Origin of the sequence: Nonomuraea sp. B19D2 (assembly GCF_040137845.1) — a bacterium.
In the GTDB taxonomy this organism is placed as follows: Bacteria; Actinomycetota; Actinomycetes; order Streptosporangiales; family Streptosporangiaceae; genus Nonomuraea.
Window position 1 is genome coordinate 170,575 of record NZ_JBEFAK010000017.1, and the last position, 15,999, is coordinate 186,573.

The window sequence follows — 15,999 nt, forward strand, 5'->3', positions numbered from 1 at the left end:
CAGGGCGGTCGGCATGATGTGAAGCCTGCCTCGCCACCATGGCTTCCGTCAAGACTTTGTCCTGACATCTTGGCGTAACGTCATATTGAGAAGTTACTCTGACACTGTGGCAGTCCAAGTGGACTTGACGGTCGATCGCTCCTCCCCTGTTCCCCTCTACCACCAGCTGGCCGAGCAACTGCGCGCGGCGATCGCCAGTGGCCGGCTCAAGCCCGGCGACCAGTCTCGGAACGTCGCCACCTCCGGCTGCGGCCCGCCGAACCCGTCCTCACGATGACCCGCACGGCCTTCGATTCGGCGGGCCGGGCGGTGGAGCACGGGGACCACTGCTATTGCGCCCAGGACTACACCATCGAGGTTCTGGTCGACCAGCGCTGATCGATCAGGTGCAGGGCCTGTGCGGCGAAGTCCACGCTGGGCCGGCTCTTGACGGTCGCTCTGTTTGCGTTAACACCTGGGCGCCGACCGCCTTCTGGGACACCTCCCGCGGCCAGTACGGCATCGTCTACTCCGCCAACAACGGCTCCACCTACGGCGCCCGCTCCACCACCGGCGCCCCCAACAGCTACACCACCTACACCAGCGGCCTGCGCCAGGGCAACGCCATCGAGGCGCCGCTGCTGATCAAGAACAACGCGGGCACCGGCTGGTGGCTGTGGGGCGACTCCTTCAGCCCGGTCAACAACGACTACTACGCCTGGTCCACCTCCAACGTCGGCGGCAACGCCTGGACGGCGCTCAACCAGCGCACCTACACACCCCCGCTCAACGCCGAACACGGCTCGATCGCCGGCATCAGCGCCGCCGAGTACAACGGCCTGGTCTCCCGGTGGGGCGTGCCGAACTGGGTGCGGCTGAAGTCCTCAAACCTCCCCGACCGGTTCGTCCGGCACGCCGACTTCGCGCTCGGCATCGATCCGCTGAGTTCGAGTTCGAGCGCCGGTGACCGGCAGGACGCGACGTTCCGCGTCACCAGCTGATCAGCAGGGGGTCTCGTAGAACACCGGATACGACCCGCGCTCGCCCACCCACCACTCGTCCCCGACGCAGTTCTCGTACTTGATCCCGGTCAGCGTGGTGCGGTCGGAGTCGGTGTAGTAGTACGTTTCGCAGTGGTAGTCGATCCTGCAGGCGCGGGCGTGCGCGGGCGAGCTGATCGCGGTGAGGGTGCCGAGGGCGAGCAGGACGGCCAGCGATGCGCGACGAATCATGGAGATCCTTCCTGAGGTGAGGAAGCGCTACTGCCCTCGATGATCGATCGCCGAAGCCAACAGATCAATAAGGTCAATACCGGTACTCAAAGGGTCAAAACGACTGTCAGGTACGGGGCTCAGGACACACCTGGGGCGGCCGCATCCAGCCTAGGAGCAGATGATGTCGGCCGGGCCGGGCGTGGACGGACCGTTGGCCTGGAAGCCGAAGGTGGCCGACGCGCCCGGCGCCAGGCTCGTGGCCCAGCTCGGTGGCTTGATCGTCCAGGTGGCACCCGACGACGTGATGGTGGAGTTCCAGGCGTTGATCAAAGTCACGCCGGACGGCATGGTCCACGTGATCGTCCAGTTGGTCAAGGTCGTGGTGCCCGTGTTCCGTACGGTGACGTTGGTCGTGAAGCCGCCCTGCCAGGCGTTGGCGACCTGATAGTGCACACCGCAGGAGACTCCAGTGCCGCCCGTGGGCGTGGGCGTGACGGTGGGTGTCACCGTGGGCGTGGCGGGCGAGCCTTCTGAGGTGGTGTAGCTGACCTTGGTGTACGGCGTGCCGCACTGCGGGTTGCAGGCCGACGGAAGCGTGAAGCTGTACACGCGCCCACCGTTGATCAGCGTGTCTGTGACGTCCCGCACCCGGATCTGGAACTGACTGGCGCCCGACGTGGTCCCGCCGATGACGTAGGACTGCCCCATGTCGCCGTTCATCTGGGCCGTCCGCCACGCTCCATCAGCGAAGTACTCGACGCCGTGGATGCCGTTGGCCAGGTGCGAGACGGAGATGGCCGGCCACCAGACCTGGGCGGACTGCAGGAACCCGATGTCTATGTCGCCGCTGTAGTCGGGCGCGGGGATGAACGACCAGGTGATGCGCCGGTTGTTCCAATGGCTGGGATACATGTCCCCGACCGCGGCGCCGTTCTTCACGAACCGGTTGAGTGAGTCCTTGGCCAGGTCCAGATGGTAGGGGTCGTCGCGGCACCAGGCGTTGGAGTCACCGCAACTGTCGGCGACGAGCATGGTCAGTCTCGCGCCGTTGTAGGCGTCGGCGACCCAGGAGCCGCCGCGGCAGAACTGCTGGTTCTGCGCGCCGTCGTTGGTGCCCGTGCAGAAATCGCCGATCTCTACCTGCACGTAGCGGCCGCAGTTCAGACCGTTGTTCCACAATCCGGCCTTGCTGAGATTGGCCCCCGTCAGCGGCCGAGGGTAGAAGGTGTAGTCGCCGGGCGTGTTGTAGACGTTGAGCGCGACGAAATCCGGTGAGTCGAGGTTCGCCTGCGGCAGGCCGCAGCCGCCGTACGGCATGCCGAGTCCGTCGAAGTAGGTGGCATTGCCCGTCACGGGGCCGGGCGGGTCGCTGATCGCGTCGGCGGACTGTTGCATCAAGGGCACCAAGGCGCACAGCGCGACCAGGAACCCAGGAAGCAGGATGGCAGGCAACCGGCGAGGGGTGTGACTCATCGGACTCCCAACTCCGTAAGACTTGAGACCAAGCTCTCCGCACGGCACTGGCCGGTCAAGCAGAGCTGCGCGTGAGCTGGGCGAACACGCCAAGAAGACGGAAACTTTCATCGACGCGCCGCAGATGCCGGCGCAGAGCCCGCGCCGTGTGCGTCCCCGAGCGGGGTCGGCGGTAGTTGTTATGATCGACGCCTTTGCGGGCGGGAGGGCGGCCGGACATGCGGGTGACGATGACGAGTGCTGCGGCACGGACCGGCCACCCGAACGAGGACTTCACCGGCGCCGTACCGACGGCAGCGGTGCTGATCGACGGCGCCGGCATCCCCGGCAGCGAATCGACCTGCAGGCACGGCGTGGCCTGGTACGCCGGGCGCCTAGGAGGAAGGCTCCTCAGTCTCCTGTCACTCGTACGGGACCGCAGCCTCCCGGCGCTGCTCGCCGAGGCCATCGAGCAGGTGACCGACGATCACCGGGACACCTGCGACGTCGCCGCCCCCATCAGTCCGTCGGCGACCGTAGCCGTCCTGCGCCTGTCCGGCGGCCTCATCGAGCACCTGGTGCTCGGTGACTCGGTGCTCGTGCTCGACAGAGCAGGCGGTGCGCCGCTCGTCGTCTCCGATCCCCGAGAGGTGATCATCAGCCGGTCGTACCTGCCCGCGCTCGAGGCCGCCACCGAGGGTAGCGACGAGTACCACCGAGTCCTCCGAGACTTGCGTGCCAACCGGAACCAGCCGGGCGGCTTCTGGGTCGCGAAGGACGACCCGCGGGCGGCGGAGGAGGCGATCACAGGAAGCTGTCCGATCTCCGAGCTGACCGGCGCCGTCCTGCTCAGCAACGGAGCCAGCCGCATCGTGGACCGGTTCGGGCTCACCGACTGGCCAGGGGTCATGGCCGTCCTGGCGTCGAGCGGACCCGCCGAAATCATCCATCGTGTCCGGCAGGCGGAGAAGCTCCACGCGGTGGCGGCGGACGATGCGACGATCGCACACTGCACCGACCTCGGCGTGAACTGACGGTCCCCCGCGGCTGCCTCCTGTCAGGACGCACGCCCCGACGGACGGCTCACCCGCCACTGGAGGGGAGCACGGGGGTGGTACGGCCGCCTGTGACGCGAAGCAGGTCGAGCTTGCCCGCGTCGCTGCTTCCGGCCGCCGCCGTGTAGGTGACCATGCGCAGGTCCTCCCCCGGGACGATGAGGACGTCGCAGTCGAGCAGGATGTCGCCGGCCTCTGGATGCCGGACCGTCTTGCGGTCTGTGGTGTGCTGGGTGGCGACGGTCTCGGTGGCCCAGCGACGCGCGAAGGCGTCGGACACTTCTCGCAGGTCGTGCACGAGACGATCGAGCCGAGGGTCTGCGGGATAGCGGGACTTGGCGTCTTTGAGGTCGGCGACGATCGACGCGGCGAAGGCGTCCTGTCCGCGCTCGGACCGGATGGGAAGCAACGAGGCGTGTGCGGCGCCGTCGCCGAACAGCGCGCGTGCGAGGTTCCGCTCGGCGACCGGGACCGCGGAGGGGTCGCCGAACAGGGCGCTCCACATGGTGTTCCACCACACGATGGTCCAGTCGGCGGCGAACACCCCGATCGGGACGTCGCCGAGGCGCGCGGCGAGCCGTTGGATGCCGGGGGGCACATGCGTGCTGATCGTGCCATCCTGTGGCGGCAGGAGCCCGGCGCTCCGGTACAGCTGGTCGCGCTCTGCCCGAGAGAGTTGCAGGGCTCGGGCCAGGGCGCCGACGACCTGGGCCGACGGGTTCTTCGCGCGTCCCTGCTCCAGGCGCAGGACGTAGTCGACCGACAGCCCGGCCAGTTGCGCGAGCTCCTCGCGGCGCAGTCCCGGGGCACGACGGCCGGGCGTGTCGAGGAAGCCGGCGTCGACCGGGGAGAGACGGTCGCGCCAGGCGTGCAGGAGTGTGCCGAAGCCGGAGCGGGAGGTGGCCATGGGCTCATTCTCACCGCCGGGCGCCGGAACGAGCCTGGGTACTGCCGGTCCTAGGTACAGGCACGGCACTGGCCGGCGGTGGCGAGAGCGGCGAACGTGGTGCGGTGCGCCCAGCCGGCCCCCATCGGCTTGACCAGTGAAGGAGCCTCCCATGCAGTCCACCATCGTGATGACGGGCGCGACCCGCGGGATCGGCCGTGTCGCCGCCGAGCGCATTCTGCGCGAATCACCGGACGCGCATCTCCTCGCCGTCGCCCGCGGATCCGCCGGTGCTCGCTCGGCCGCGGAGCTCGGCGCGGGTGGGCACGCGGTCTCGCATGTCGAGGCGGACCTCGGCTCCCTCGCGAGCGTCTACTCGGCCGCCGTCGAGATCCGGGACCGGCTCGACCGCGGTGAGCTGCCGCCGCTGCGCGGTTTCGTGGGCAACGCGGGCCTGCAGCACACGAACGCGCTCACCGAGGGGCCCGACGGGTTCGAGTCCACATTCACGGTCAACGTGCTCGCCAACCATCTGTTCGTCCGCCTGCTCGAGGACCGCTTCGCCGCTCCCGCCCGGATCGTCATCACCGCCAGCGACACCCATTTCGGCGACTTCAGGCACAACATGGGCATGGTGCCCGGGCCGGTCTGGCGGTCGCCGGAAGTCCTCGCCCGCACGGGAGCCTTCGCCAAGCCGGACAGAGCGGCCGGCGGGCGGACCGCGTACTCGACGAGCAAGCTGGCCGCCATCTACCTCGTCCACGAGTACGCGCGCCGCCTACAGGCCAGGATCGACGTCGTCGCCTACAACCCGGGGTTCGTTCCCGGCACCGGCCTCGCCCGCGACGCGGGCGCCCTCGCCCGGTTCGCGATGCGTCGAATCCTGCCGGTGATGACCCTCACGCCGTTCGCGACCAGCCGCCGCGCGGCGGGACGCCACCTCGCCGACGTCGTCCTCGGCACGACCAGGGCACCGACCGGGTCCTACGTCGACCGGGGCCGGGTGGCCCGCTCGTCGCAGGAGTCGTACGACCCGCGGCGCGAAGGCGAGCTCTGGGACGCCGTCGAACGGTTCACCGCGGCCTACACCGCCTGAGCTGCGCGGTGCAGCCTCCCCGCCACGACGGCCGCCCAGCGGGGACCGGTGCACGCTTCATCGCGGAAACGGGAAAGCGTGACACGCTTACCGTCACCACCACGAAGCAGACAAATCATGCTTGACATCTGCATTCCATACCCTCACGCTGTTGCGTATAGCGCTTGATGTTTCTCTTTGTGAAACGGGGTGTGCACTCGATGATTCCAGCGTGCCCTCTGGCCTCTCTGCCGCGAGGCGAGGCCCTCCGGGTCGAGGCCGATCCGCCCATCGCGGTGTTCCACACCGAGGACGGCGAGATCTACGCCATCGACGACACCTGCACCCACCAGGACGCCTCGCTGGCCGACGGCTGGCTCGAGGGCTGCGAGATCGAGTGCCCCCTGCACGCGTCGCGCTTCGACCTCAGGACCGGCGAGGTGGACGCCCCGCCCGCCAAGCGCCCGGTCCGCACGCACCGCGTGGTGGTCGAGAACGACGTCATCTTCGTCGTGCCGTCCGACGCCGAGCCCAACCTGCCTCCCGGCGTGACCCTGAAGGGACAGGCGTGAGAAGCGTCTGCGTCGTCGGCGCCTCGCTCGCCGGGCTGCTGACCGCCCGCGCGCTGCGCGCCCGGGGCTACGACGGCCGTCTGGTCCTCGTCGGCGAGGAGACCCACCGGCCCTACGACCGTCCCCCGCTGTCCAAGGACTTTCTCAGGGGCGCGCTGGACGAGACCGACCTGGCCTTGGAGTCCGACGGCGAGGACCTCGACGCCGAGTGGCGGCTCGGCGTGGCCGCCATCGGGCTGGACGCCGCCACCCGCCGCGTCACGCTGAGCGATGGCAGTGATGTCGAGGCCGACGGTGTCGTCATCGCGACCGGCGCCTCGGCCCGCCGGCTCCCCGGCACGGAGGGCCTGGCCGGGGTCCACACCCTGCGCACTCTGGACGACGCCCGCGCCCTGCGCCGCGACCTGACCGGCGCGAAGCGGATCGTCGTCATCGGCGGTGGTTTCATCGGCACCGAGGTCGCCGCCACGGCCTGCGATCTGGGCCTTGAGGTCACGCTCGTGGACTCGGGGAGTACCCCGCTGGCCGGCCTGGTCGGAGCCCGGATGGCCGAGGCCATCGCCGCCCTCCACGAGAGGCGCGGCGTCCGGCTGCTTCGTGGCGCGAGGGTGGCGGCGTTGACGGGCGAGGATCGGGTCACCGGGGTGCGGCTGGCCGACGGCGCCTTCCTGCCCGCGGACGTGGTCGTCGTCGGAATCGGCGCCGTGCCCAACGTCGCCTGGTTGGAGCGCAGCGGTCTGCTGCTGGACGACGGGGTGATCTGCGACGAGGGCGGTCAGGCCGTTCACGCGGAGGACGGCGGCACGCCGGTGCCGGGCATCGTCGCGGTCGGCGACTGCGCGGCCTGGTTCGACCCGGCACTCGGCAGGCACGATCGGTGCGAGCACTGGACCGGCGCGCGCCTGCGGGCCACCGTCGCGGCGGAGACGCTGCTGTCGGGCGGCGCCACCCGGCCCGCGCGGCCGCGGCCCGCCTACATCTGGTCCGACCAGTTCGATGTGAAGATCCAGTTCATCGGGCGGGCCCACCACGCCGACACGGTCGTGGTGGAGGAGGGCGACCCTGCCGATCACAGCTTCCTCGCCGTCTACCGGCAGGGCGAGCGGCCGGTGGCTGTGCTGGGTGTCAACCAGGTCCGCCTCTTCTCCCGCTGGCGCCGCCAGCTGGAGACCGCGGCGGTTTGAAACCAGGAGTGAATCAATGGCTCATGAAGTACGCGGCGTGGTCGCGACGGGCAAGGGCAAGCCGGTCGGCCTCGAGACGATCCTCGTCCCCGACCCCGGCCCGGGGGAAGCGCTGGTGAAGGTGCTCGCCTGCGGCGTCTGCCACACCGACCTGCACTACCGGGAGGGCGGGATCAGCGACGACTTCCCGTTCCTGCTCGGCCACGAGGCGTCGGGCGTGGTGGAGGCCGTCGGTGCGGGCGTCACCGACGTCGCGCCCGGCGACTTCGTCATCCTCAACTGGCGCGCGGTGTGCGGGTCGTGCCGGTCATGCCTGCGCGGCCGGCCGCAATACTGCTTCGCCACGCACAACGCCGTGCAGAAGATGACGCTGGCCGACGGCACCCCGCTGAGCCCGGCGCTCGGCATCGGCGCGTTCGCCGAGAAGACGCTGGTGGCCGCGGGCCAGTGCACCAAGGTCGATCCGGCCGCCTCCCCCGCGGCGGCGGGCCTGCTCGGATGCGGCGTGATGGCGGGCCTCGGCGCGGCGGTCAACACCGGAGCGGTCAGCCGCGGCGACTCGGTCGCGGTCATCGGCTGCGGCGGCGTCGGCAACGCGGCGATCGCCGGAGCGCAGCTGGCCGGCGCCACCACGATCATCGCGGTGGACGTGGACGACAGGAAGCTGGAGTGGGCGCGCGGCTTCGGCGCCACGCACACGGTGAACGCCAAGGAGGCCGACCCGGTCGCGGCGATCAGGGAGCTGACCGGCGGCAACGGCGCCGATGTGGTGATCGACGCCGTGGGCCGTCCCGAGACGTTCAAGCAGGCGTTCTACGCGCGCGACCTGGCGGGCACCGCGGTGCTCGTAGGCGTGCCCACCCCGGAGATGACCCTCGAGCTGCCTCTCCTGGACGTGTTCGGCCGCGGCGGGGCACTCAAGTCCAGCTGGTACGGCGACTGCCTGCCGAGCCGCGACTTCCCCCTGCTGGTCTCCCTCTACCTGCAGGACCGCTTCGATCTGGACGCCTTCGTCACCGAGACCATCGGCCTGGACGGCGTCGAGGAGGCCTTCGCGAAGATGCACCACGGCGACGTGCTGCGCTCTGTGGTGGTGCTCTAATGAGCGTCGAGCACCTGGTCACCTCGGGAACGTTCAGCCTGGACGGGGGCACCTGGGAGGTCGACAACAACGTCTGGCTGCTGAGCGACGGCGACCAGGTGCTGGTCATCGACCCGGCCCACGACGCCGCCGCCATCGCCGAGGCCGTCGGCGGGCGCCGGGTCGTGGGGATCGTGTGCACGCACGCGCACGACGACCATGTGAACGCAGCGCCCGCTCTGGCAGCCCTCACCGGCGCGCCCGTCCTGCTGCACCCCGGCGACGAGGTGCTGTGGAAGCTGACGCACCCGGTGGCCACGCCGGACCTGGCACTGGCGGGCGGGCAGATCCTGCGCGTCGGCGGCACGGCCGTGCACGTGCTGCACACCCCGGGGCACGCCCCAGGCGCCGTCTGCCTCTACGTGCCCACGCTGGGCGTTCTGTTCTCCGGGGACACCCTCTTCCGCGGCGGCCCCGGCGCCACGGGCAGGTCGTTCAGCGACTTCCCGACGATCATCAAGTCGATCAGCACAACGCTCCTCACCCTGCCCGGCGAGACGGTGGTGCACACCGGGCACGGTGACGACACCACCATCGGATCCGAGGCTCCGCAGCTCGAGGACTGGATCCGCCGAGGACACTGACCCGGCCCGCACCCCCACAGGAGTAGTCCCGTGACCACGTCAAGCGTGATCCCCACCCTCCCCGGTCGCTACTACGTCGACCCTGAGATCTTCGCCCTGGAGCAGAAGAACATCTTCGAGTCGATGTGGTTCTGCGTGGTGCGCTCGTCCGACCTGGGCAAGCCGGGGGCGTTCAAGACCGTGCAGGTCGGCGCCGAGAGCATCCTCGTCACCAGGGCGAGGGACGGGTCGGTGCGCGCGTTCTTCAACGTCTGCCGCCATCGCGGCGCCACCATCCGCACGGAGGAGTCCGGCGAGGTCAAGCGGGCGTTCCAGTGCCCGTACCACGCGTGGACCTATGACCTGGAGGGCAAGCTCGTCGCCGCGCCCAACCTGACCAAGATGGCCGACCTGGACCGGGTCGAGTACGGCCTGGTCAAGGTGCACGTGCGGGAGTGGCTCGGCTACGTGTGGGTCTGCCTCGCCGACGATCCGCCCTCCTTCGAGGACGACGTGCTCGGCGCGGTCACCGAGCGCCTCGGCTCGCTGGACCTGATCGACAACTACGACGTGCCGAACCTCCAGGTCGGGCGGCGGATCGTGTACGACGTCCAGGCCAACTGGAAGCTCATCATCGAGAACTTCATGGAGTGCTACCACTGCGCCACGATCCACCCCGAGCTGACCGAGGTGCTGCCCGAGTTCGCCGACGGCTACGCGGCGCAGTACTTCGTCGGCCACGGCGCCGAGTTCGGCGAGGAGATCCAGGGCTTCACCGTCGACGGGTCCGCCGGGCTCGACCGCATCCCCGGGGTGAGCGAAGAGCAGGACAGGCGCTACTACGCGATCACCATCAAGCCGCAGGTCTTCGTCAACCTGGTGCCCGACCACGTGATCCTGCACCGGATGTTCCCGCTGGCCGTCGACCGCACGGTGATCGAGTGCGACTGGCTCTACCTGCCCGGCGTGGTGGCGAGCGGCACGGACCTGGACAAGTCGGTCGAGCTCTTCCACCGCGTCAACCAGCAGGACTTCGACGCGTGCGAGCGTACCCAACCGCGGATGAGCTCGCGCACGTACGCCAAGGGCGGCGTGCTGGTGCCGAGCGAGCACCACATCGGCGCCTTCCACGAGTGGGTACAGAACCGGATCGGCTGAGCATGGCGGACGAGGACGAGGGGCTCCGGGTCGGCTCCCCCAAGGACTGGGCGGGCGGGCTGCCCGCGGTGGGACACGCCATGCGGATGGCCTATCGGCAGATGGGCGCCGGCCGCACCGTCCTCACCCTGCTGCGGGTCAACCAGAAGAACGGCTTCGACTGCCCGGGCTGCGCCTGGCCGGAGGGCGAGCATCGCAGCCCGGCGGAGTTCTGCGAGAACGGCGCCAAGGCGGTCGCCGAGGAGGCCACGACGCGGCGGCTGACCAGCGAGTTCTTCGCCGCCCACCCGGTCGGCGAGCTGGCCGGGATGAGCGACTACTGGCTGGGGCAGCAGGGCCGGCTCACCGAGCCCATGTACAAGGCCGCGGGCTCGGACCGCTACCGGCCCATCGGCTGGGTGGAGGCGTTCCGGGTCATCACGGAGGAGCTGCGTGCCCTCGACAGCCCTGACGAGGCCGTGTTCTACACCTCCGGCCGCACGTCCAACGAGGCGGCCTTCGCCTACCAGTTGCTCGTGCGCCGCTTCGGCACCAACAACCTGCCGGACTGCTCCAACATGTGTCACGAGTCGAGCGGCTCGGCGCTCACCGAGACGCTGGGCATCGGCAAGGGCACGGTCACGCTGGAGGACCTGCACCGCGCGGAGCTCATCTTCGTGGTGGGGCAGAACCCCGGCACCAACCATCCACGCATGCTGAGCGCCCTGGAGCGGGCCAAGCGCGGCGGAGCGCGGATCATCGCGGTCAACCCGCTGCCGGAGGCCGGGCTGCTGCGGTTCAAGAACCCGCAGCGGCCCTCCGGGCTGGGCTCGGGCACCGCGCTCGCAGACCGCTTCCTGCAGATCCGGCTCAACGGCGACATGGCGCTCTTCCAGGCGCTGTCGCTGCTGCTGCTCGACTCGGCCGACAGGGAGTTCGTCGAGGAGCACACGTACGGCTTCGAGGAGTGGCGGCGGCATCTGACCGCCCTCGACTGGGCGGACGTGCTGGAGGCGACCGGGCTGTCCAGGGCCGAGCTGGAGGAGACGGCCGAGGAGGTCCGCGGCGCGCGCTCGGTCGTCGTGTGCTGGGCCATGGGCCTGACCCAGCACCGCAACTCCGTGGCGACGATCAGGGAAGTGGTCAACTTCCTGCTGCTGCGCGGCAACGTCGGCCGGCCGGGTGCGGGCGTGTGCCCGGTGCGCGGGCACTCCAACGTTCAGGGCGACCGCACCATGGGGATCTACGAGAAGCCGTCGGCGGAGTTCCTGGACGCGCTGGAGGCGGAGTTCGGCTTCGCCCCGCCGCGCCACCACGGGCTGGACACCGTGGAGGCCATCCGCGCGATGCGCGACGGCGCGGTCAAGGTGTTCTTCGGGATGGGCGGCAACTTCGTCAGGGCCACGCCCGACAGCGAGGTCACCGAGGCGGCGCTGCGCCGTACCCGGCTGACCGTGCAGGTGTCCACGAAGCTCAACCGCTCCCACGCCGTCTGCGGCGAGCAGGCGCTCATCCTGCCGGCGCTCGGCCGCACCGAGCGCGACGCCGCGGGCTACGTGACGGTGGAGGACTCGATGGGCCTGGTCCACGCCTCCAAGGGCCGGCTGGGACCCGCCGCACCGAGCCTGCTGTCGGAGACGGCCATCGTGTGCGGGCTGGCTCGCGAGCTGTTCGGCGACGACCCGCGCGTGCCCTGGGACGAGTTCGCGCGCGACTACGGCGCGATCAGGGACCGCATCGCCCGGGTGGTTCCCGGCTTCACCGACTTCAACGCGCGGGCCGAGGCTGGCTTCGCGCTGCCCAACGCGCCCAGGGACGAGCGCCGGTTCCCCACCGCGACCGGCCGCGCCAACTTCACCGTCAACCGGCTGGAGGTGCTGCGGGTGCCACCGGGACGGCTGCTGCTGCAGACGGTCCGCAGCCACGACCAGTACAACACCACGATCTACGGCCTGGACGACCGCTACCGCGGGGTCAAGGCGGGCCGCCGCGTCCTGTTCGTTCACCCCGACGATCTGGCGGAGCGTGACCTGGCCGATGGGGACGTGGTGGATCTGATCAGCGAGTGGCCCGACGGCGAGCGCAAGGCGAAGGGCTTCAGGGTGATCTCGTACCCGACGGCGCGCGGGTGCTGCGCGGCCTACTTCCCCGAGACCAACGTGCTGGTGCCGCTGGACTCGGTGGCCGAGACGTCCAACACTCCGACGTCGAAGAGCGTGGTGGTGCGGCTGGCGCGGGCTAGCCCGAGTAGCCGAGCCGCGCGCTGATCTCGTCGGCGCCGCTGATGAGGACGGAGGAGAGCTCGTGCATGCGCTCGGCGTTGAAGCGGTAGGCGGGCCCGGAGACGCTCACCGCGGCCACGACGTCCCCGTGGTAGGAGCGGATGGGCGCGGCTATGGTGTTCAGCCCGTCCTCCAGCTCCTCCAGGCAGTAGGCATAGCCCCTCTTCCTGGTCTCGGCGAGCTGCTTCTCCAGCTCGGCCACGTCGGTGACAGTGCGGCTCGTGAGCGGCTCCAGCGGCCCCTCCGACAGCAGCTTCGCCCGCTGCCCGTCGTCGAGGTGGGCCAGGAGCACCTTGCCGCTGGAGGTGGCGTGGAGCGGGGTGAGCTGGCCGACCCAGTTGTAGGCGGTGACGGCGGACGGCCCGCGCACCTGGTCCAGGTTGACCGCGTAGGAGGAGCGGAGCACGGCGATGTTCACGGTCTCGCCGATCTCCTCGGCCAGCCGCTGGCAGATGGGACGGCTGCGCCGGCCGAGGTCCATCTGGGTGTTGACGCCTCCGGCCAGGCGGATGATGCCGAAGCCCAGGCGGTACTTGCCCCGGTCCTCCGCCTGCTCGACCAGGCCGCGCGCCTCCAGGGCGCCGAGCAACCGGAAGGCGGTGGATTTGTGCACCTCGATCTCGGCGGCCACCTCGCTGACGCCGGCCTCACCCCGGCGGGAGAGGATCTCGAGCACGCTGATCGCTCGGTCGACCGATTGCACGCCTCCGCTGCCGGATTCGTTGCTCATAGCGAAACTCTAAGTGCTCTAAGGAACTCACGCGACCCGAAGCCCCAAAAAAGATCTGTTGTTGCGAGTAGTGCAACGAAATGCGCATAACGCTACGATTCCCTGAAACGCGCGAGCGAGGCGAGGCAACATGACGTCACAGCAGTACGACTTCGTGATCGTCGGAGGCGGCTCGGCGGGCTGTGCCCTGGCGAACCGGCTCTCCGCAGATCCGGGCACGCGAGTGCTGGTGCTCGAGGCAGGCCGGTCCGACTACCCCTGGGACGTCTTCATCCACATGCCGGCGGCGCTCCCCTTCCCGATCGGCAACCGCTTCTACGACTGGCAGTACGAGTCCGAGCCCGAGCCGCACATGCACGGCCGCCGGATCTACCACGCGCGCGGGAAGGTGCTGGGCGGTTCGAGCAGCATCAACGGCATGATCTTCCAGCGCGGCAACCCGATGGACTACGAGCGCTGGGGCGCCGATCCCGGAATGAAGACCTGGGACTACGCCCATTGCCTGCCCTACTTCAAGCGCATGGAGAACTGCCTGGCCGACCCGGGCACCCCTTGGCGGGGCCACGCGGGACCGCTGGCGCTGGAGCGGGGGGCGGCGAGCACGCCGCTCTTCACGGCCTTCTTCGAGGCGGTGCAGCAGGCCGGCTACCCGCTGACCGATGACGTCAACGGCTACCGCCAGGAGGGCTTCGCCCGCTTCGACCGCAACATCCGGCGGGGTCGCCGACTCAGCGCGGCCAGGGCGTACCTGCACCCGGTGATGAAGCGGCCGAACCTCACAGTGCGGACGCGGACGTTCGTGACGCGGATCCTCTTCGAGGGCAAGCGGGCCGTCGGCGTCGAGTACGACGGCGGGACCGTGCGAGCGGGAGAGGTCATCCTGTGTGGCGGCGCGATCAACTCGCCGCAGCTCCTCCAGCTGTCCGGGGTCGGCGACGCCGACGAGCTGCGCGCCCTCGGCGTCGACGTCGTGCACCACTTGCCGGGCGTGGGCGAGAACCTCCAGGACCACCTGGAGGTCTACATCCAGCACGGGTGCGGCAAGCCCGTCTCGATGCAGCCGAACCTGCAGAAGTGGCGCCACCCGTGGATCGGGGCCCAGTGGTTGTTCCTGCGCCAGGGGCCGGGCGCGACCAACCATTTCGAGGCCGGCGGCTTCGTACGCAGCAACGACGACGTCGACTACCCCAATCTCATGTTCCACTTCTTGCCGATCGCGGTGCGCTACGACGGCTCCGCGCCCGCGGGCGGGCACGGCTACCAGGTGCACGTCGGCCCCATGTACTCGGACGCCCGCGGCTCCGTGAAGATCAAGAGCATCGACCCGCGGCGAAAGCCCGCCCTGCGCTTCAACTACCTCTCCACCGAGCAGGACCGGCGCGAGTGGGTGGAGGCCGTACGGGTGACCCGGAGCATCCTCGACCAGCCCGCGCTGGCCGAGTACAGCACCGGCGAGCTGTCACCGGGGCCCTCCGTCGAGACCGACGAGGAGATCCTGGACTGGGTGGCCAAGGACGGCGAGACGGCGCTGCACCCCTCCTGCACGGCCCGGATGGGCGTCGACGAGATGTCCGTGCTCGACCCCGAGAGCATGCGCGTGCACGGCGTGGACGGGCTGCGGGTGGTGGACGCTTCGGCCATGCCGTACGTGACGAACGGCAACATCTACGCGCCGGTCATGATGCTGGCGGAGAAGGCGGCCGACCTGATCCTCGGCAACACTCCCCTGCCGCCGGAGACGACCGAGTTCTACCGGCACCGCTCCTAGACAACGACGGAGGCGGTGGGGACTCCCCCACCGCCTCCAACAACCGCCTCAAACACCGAAATATCAGCGGAAGACGACCGTGCGGTCGCCGTTGAGCAGCACCCGCTGCTCGCTGTGCCACTTCACCGCCCTGGCGAGCACCTGAGCCTCGACGTCCCTGCCGACGGCGACCAGGTCGTCAGGGTCCAGCTCGTGGTCCACCCTGGCCACGTCCTGCTCGATGATGGGCCCCTCGTCCAGGTCCGCCGTGACATAGTGCGCCGTCGCCCCGATGAGCTTCACGCCCCGCTCGTGCGCCTGGTGGTACGGCTTGGCGCCCTTGAAGCCCGGCAGGAAGGAGTGGTGGATGTTGATCGCCCGCCCCTCCAGGCGTTTGCACATGTCGTCCGACAGGACCTGCATGTAGCGGGCGAGCACCACCAGGTCCGCTTCGTACTCGGCGACCAGCTGCAGCACCGTGGCCTCGGCTTCGGCCTTGCCGTCCGGCGTCACGGGCACATGATGGAAGGGGACGCCGTAGGAGGCGGCCATCGGCTCCAGGTCCGGGTGATTGGAGACGACCGCGGGGATCTCGATGTTCAGGCCGCCGACCCGGCGGCGGAAGAGCAGGTCGTTCATGCAGTGACCGAACTTCGACACCATGATCAGCGTACGGATGGGCATGGCCGCGTCCCTGAGCTGCCAGCTCATCTGGAAGGACTCCGCGACGTACGAGAAGCCCGCACGCAGCTCCTCCAGCCCGTCCTGGGAGGCGAAGTGCACGCGCATGAAGAAGCCGCCGCCCTTGCGGTCGTTGAACTGCTTGCTCTGCAGCATGTTCCCACCGTGCTGGATGAGGAAGCTGCTCACCGCGTAGACGATGCCCGGCTTGTCAGCACAGGAGACGGTGAGGATGAACTCGCGCCCAGGAGCCATCGCCCCTCCCTTGGGGTTGCACATTACGCAATTTGGTGTTCTATAC

General features: G+C 69.6%; 17 protein-coding genes. 12 read left to right on the plus strand and 5 right to left on the minus strand.

The genetic code is table 11. From position 1 onward, the window contains the following. Positions 1-106: 106 nt before the first annotated feature. From ABN273_RS29670 to ABN273_RS29675, 3 genes are read left to right on the plus strand one after another with little or no spacing between them, the layout of a single operon-like run. A complete protein-coding gene (locus ABN273_RS29670) occupies positions 107-277 on the plus strand; it encodes a GntR family transcriptional regulator (protein WP_349452332.1) in 171 nt (56 codons plus the stop codon). After that, the gene (locus ABN273_RS59655; protein WP_502911150.1) at positions 274-378 is read left to right on the plus strand and encodes a hypothetical protein; all 105 of its coding nucleotides are present in this window, start codon (positions 274-276) and stop codon (positions 376-378) included. Before ABN273_RS29670 ends, ABN273_RS59655 begins: the two co-directional genes overlap by 4 nt. A gap of 8 nt (positions 379-386) precedes the next feature. Beyond that, complete coding sequence (locus ABN273_RS29675; protein ID WP_349452333.1) at positions 387-980, plus strand: AbfB domain-containing protein; 594 nt, start codon at positions 387-389, stop codon at positions 978-980. Here ABN273_RS29675 and ABN273_RS29680 read toward each other — a convergent pair whose 3' ends face one another. Together ABN273_RS29680 and ABN273_RS29685 are read right to left on the minus strand one after the other, a co-directional pair. Further along, positions 981-1,211 carry a hypothetical protein gene (locus tag ABN273_RS29680; protein WP_349452334.1) on the minus strand — a complete coding sequence of 77 codons (231 nt, stop codon included), beginning with the start codon at positions 1,209-1,211 and terminating at the stop codon, positions 981-983. A gap of 150 nt (positions 1,212-1,361) precedes the next feature. After that, positions 1,362-2,666, minus strand: a complete 1,305-nt coding sequence (locus ABN273_RS29685; RefSeq protein ID WP_349452335.1) for a cellulose binding domain-containing protein — start codon at positions 2,664-2,666, stop codon at positions 1,362-1,364. 230 nt (positions 2,667-2,896) lie between these two features. On the opposite strand from ABN273_RS29685, the gene ABN273_RS29690 reads away from it, so the two are divergent. Beyond that, on the plus strand, positions 2,897-3,679 hold the full coding sequence (locus ABN273_RS29690) for a protein phosphatase 2C domain-containing protein (RefSeq protein WP_349452336.1): 783 nt from the start codon (positions 2,897-2,899) through the stop codon (positions 3,677-3,679). A 49-nt stretch (positions 3,680-3,728) separates the two neighbouring features. On the opposite strand, the gene ABN273_RS29695 is transcribed toward ABN273_RS29690, so the two are convergent. After that, entirely contained in the window at positions 3,729-4,607 is an 879-nt protein-coding gene (locus ABN273_RS29695; RefSeq protein WP_349452337.1) for a helix-turn-helix transcriptional regulator, read from the minus strand. 151 nt (positions 4,608-4,758) lie between these two features. Here ABN273_RS29695 and ABN273_RS29700 point away from each other — a divergent pair, with 151 nt between their 5' ends. The 7 genes from ABN273_RS29700 (at position 4,759) to ABN273_RS29730 (ending at position 12,525) form a co-directional block, all read left to right on the plus strand. Further along, positions 4,759-5,682 carry an SDR family NAD(P)-dependent oxidoreductase gene (locus ABN273_RS29700; RefSeq protein WP_349452338.1) on the plus strand — a complete coding sequence of 308 codons (924 nt, stop codon included), beginning with the start codon at positions 4,759-4,761 and terminating at the stop codon, positions 5,680-5,682. Positions 5,683-5,882: 200 nt separating this feature from the next. Then, entirely contained in the window at positions 5,883-6,233 is a 351-nt protein-coding gene (locus ABN273_RS29705; protein WP_349452339.1) for a bifunctional 3-phenylpropionate/cinnamic acid dioxygenase ferredoxin subunit, read from the plus strand. Further along, entirely contained in the window at positions 6,230-7,417 is a 1,188-nt protein-coding gene (locus ABN273_RS29710; RefSeq protein ID WP_349452340.1) for an NAD(P)/FAD-dependent oxidoreductase, read from the plus strand. Before ABN273_RS29705 ends, ABN273_RS29710 begins: the two co-directional genes overlap by 4 nt. A 16-nt stretch (positions 7,418-7,433) precedes the next feature. Beyond that, positions 7,434-8,519: an S-(hydroxymethyl)mycothiol dehydrogenase gene (locus ABN273_RS29715; RefSeq protein ID WP_349452341.1), complete on the plus strand. Its 1,086-nt coding sequence runs from the start codon at positions 7,434-7,436 to the stop codon at positions 8,517-8,519. Beyond that, entirely contained in the window at positions 8,519-9,142 is a 624-nt protein-coding gene (locus ABN273_RS29720) for an MBL fold metallo-hydrolase (RefSeq protein WP_349452342.1), read from the plus strand. The genes ABN273_RS29715 and ABN273_RS29720 overlap by 1 nt, the downstream gene beginning before the upstream one ends. 30 nt (positions 9,143-9,172) lie before the next feature. Then, the gene (locus tag ABN273_RS29725; RefSeq protein ID WP_349452343.1) at positions 9,173-10,279 is read left to right on the plus strand and encodes an aromatic ring-hydroxylating oxygenase subunit alpha; all 1,107 of its coding nucleotides are present in this window, start codon (positions 9,173-9,175) and stop codon (positions 10,277-10,279) included. Positions 10,280-10,281: 2 nt separating this feature from the next. After that, entirely contained in the window at positions 10,282-12,525 is a 2,244-nt protein-coding gene (locus ABN273_RS29730) for an FdhF/YdeP family oxidoreductase (RefSeq protein ID WP_349452344.1), read from the plus strand. Here the strand turns inward: ABN273_RS29730 and ABN273_RS29735 are convergent. Then, positions 12,497-13,270, minus strand: coding sequence for an IclR family transcriptional regulator (locus tag ABN273_RS29735; RefSeq protein ID WP_349452345.1), 774 nt, complete (start codon positions 13,268-13,270; stop codon positions 12,497-12,499). The two genes, ABN273_RS29730 and ABN273_RS29735, sit on opposite strands and share 29 nt — an antisense overlap. Before the next feature lie 130 nt (positions 13,271-13,400). Here ABN273_RS29735 and betA point away from each other — a divergent pair, with 130 nt between their 5' ends. Next, on the plus strand, positions 13,401-15,038 hold the full coding sequence (gene betA, locus ABN273_RS29740; protein WP_349452346.1) for a choline dehydrogenase: 1,638 nt from the start codon (positions 13,401-13,403) through the stop codon (positions 15,036-15,038). Positions 15,039-15,101: 63 nt separating this feature from the next. Here betA and purU read toward each other — a convergent pair whose 3' ends face one another. Continuing rightward, positions 15,102-15,953, minus strand: a complete 852-nt coding sequence (gene purU / locus ABN273_RS29745) for a formyltetrahydrofolate deformylase (RefSeq protein WP_349452347.1) — start codon at positions 15,951-15,953, stop codon at positions 15,102-15,104. Positions 15,954-15,999 lie beyond the last annotated feature (46 nt).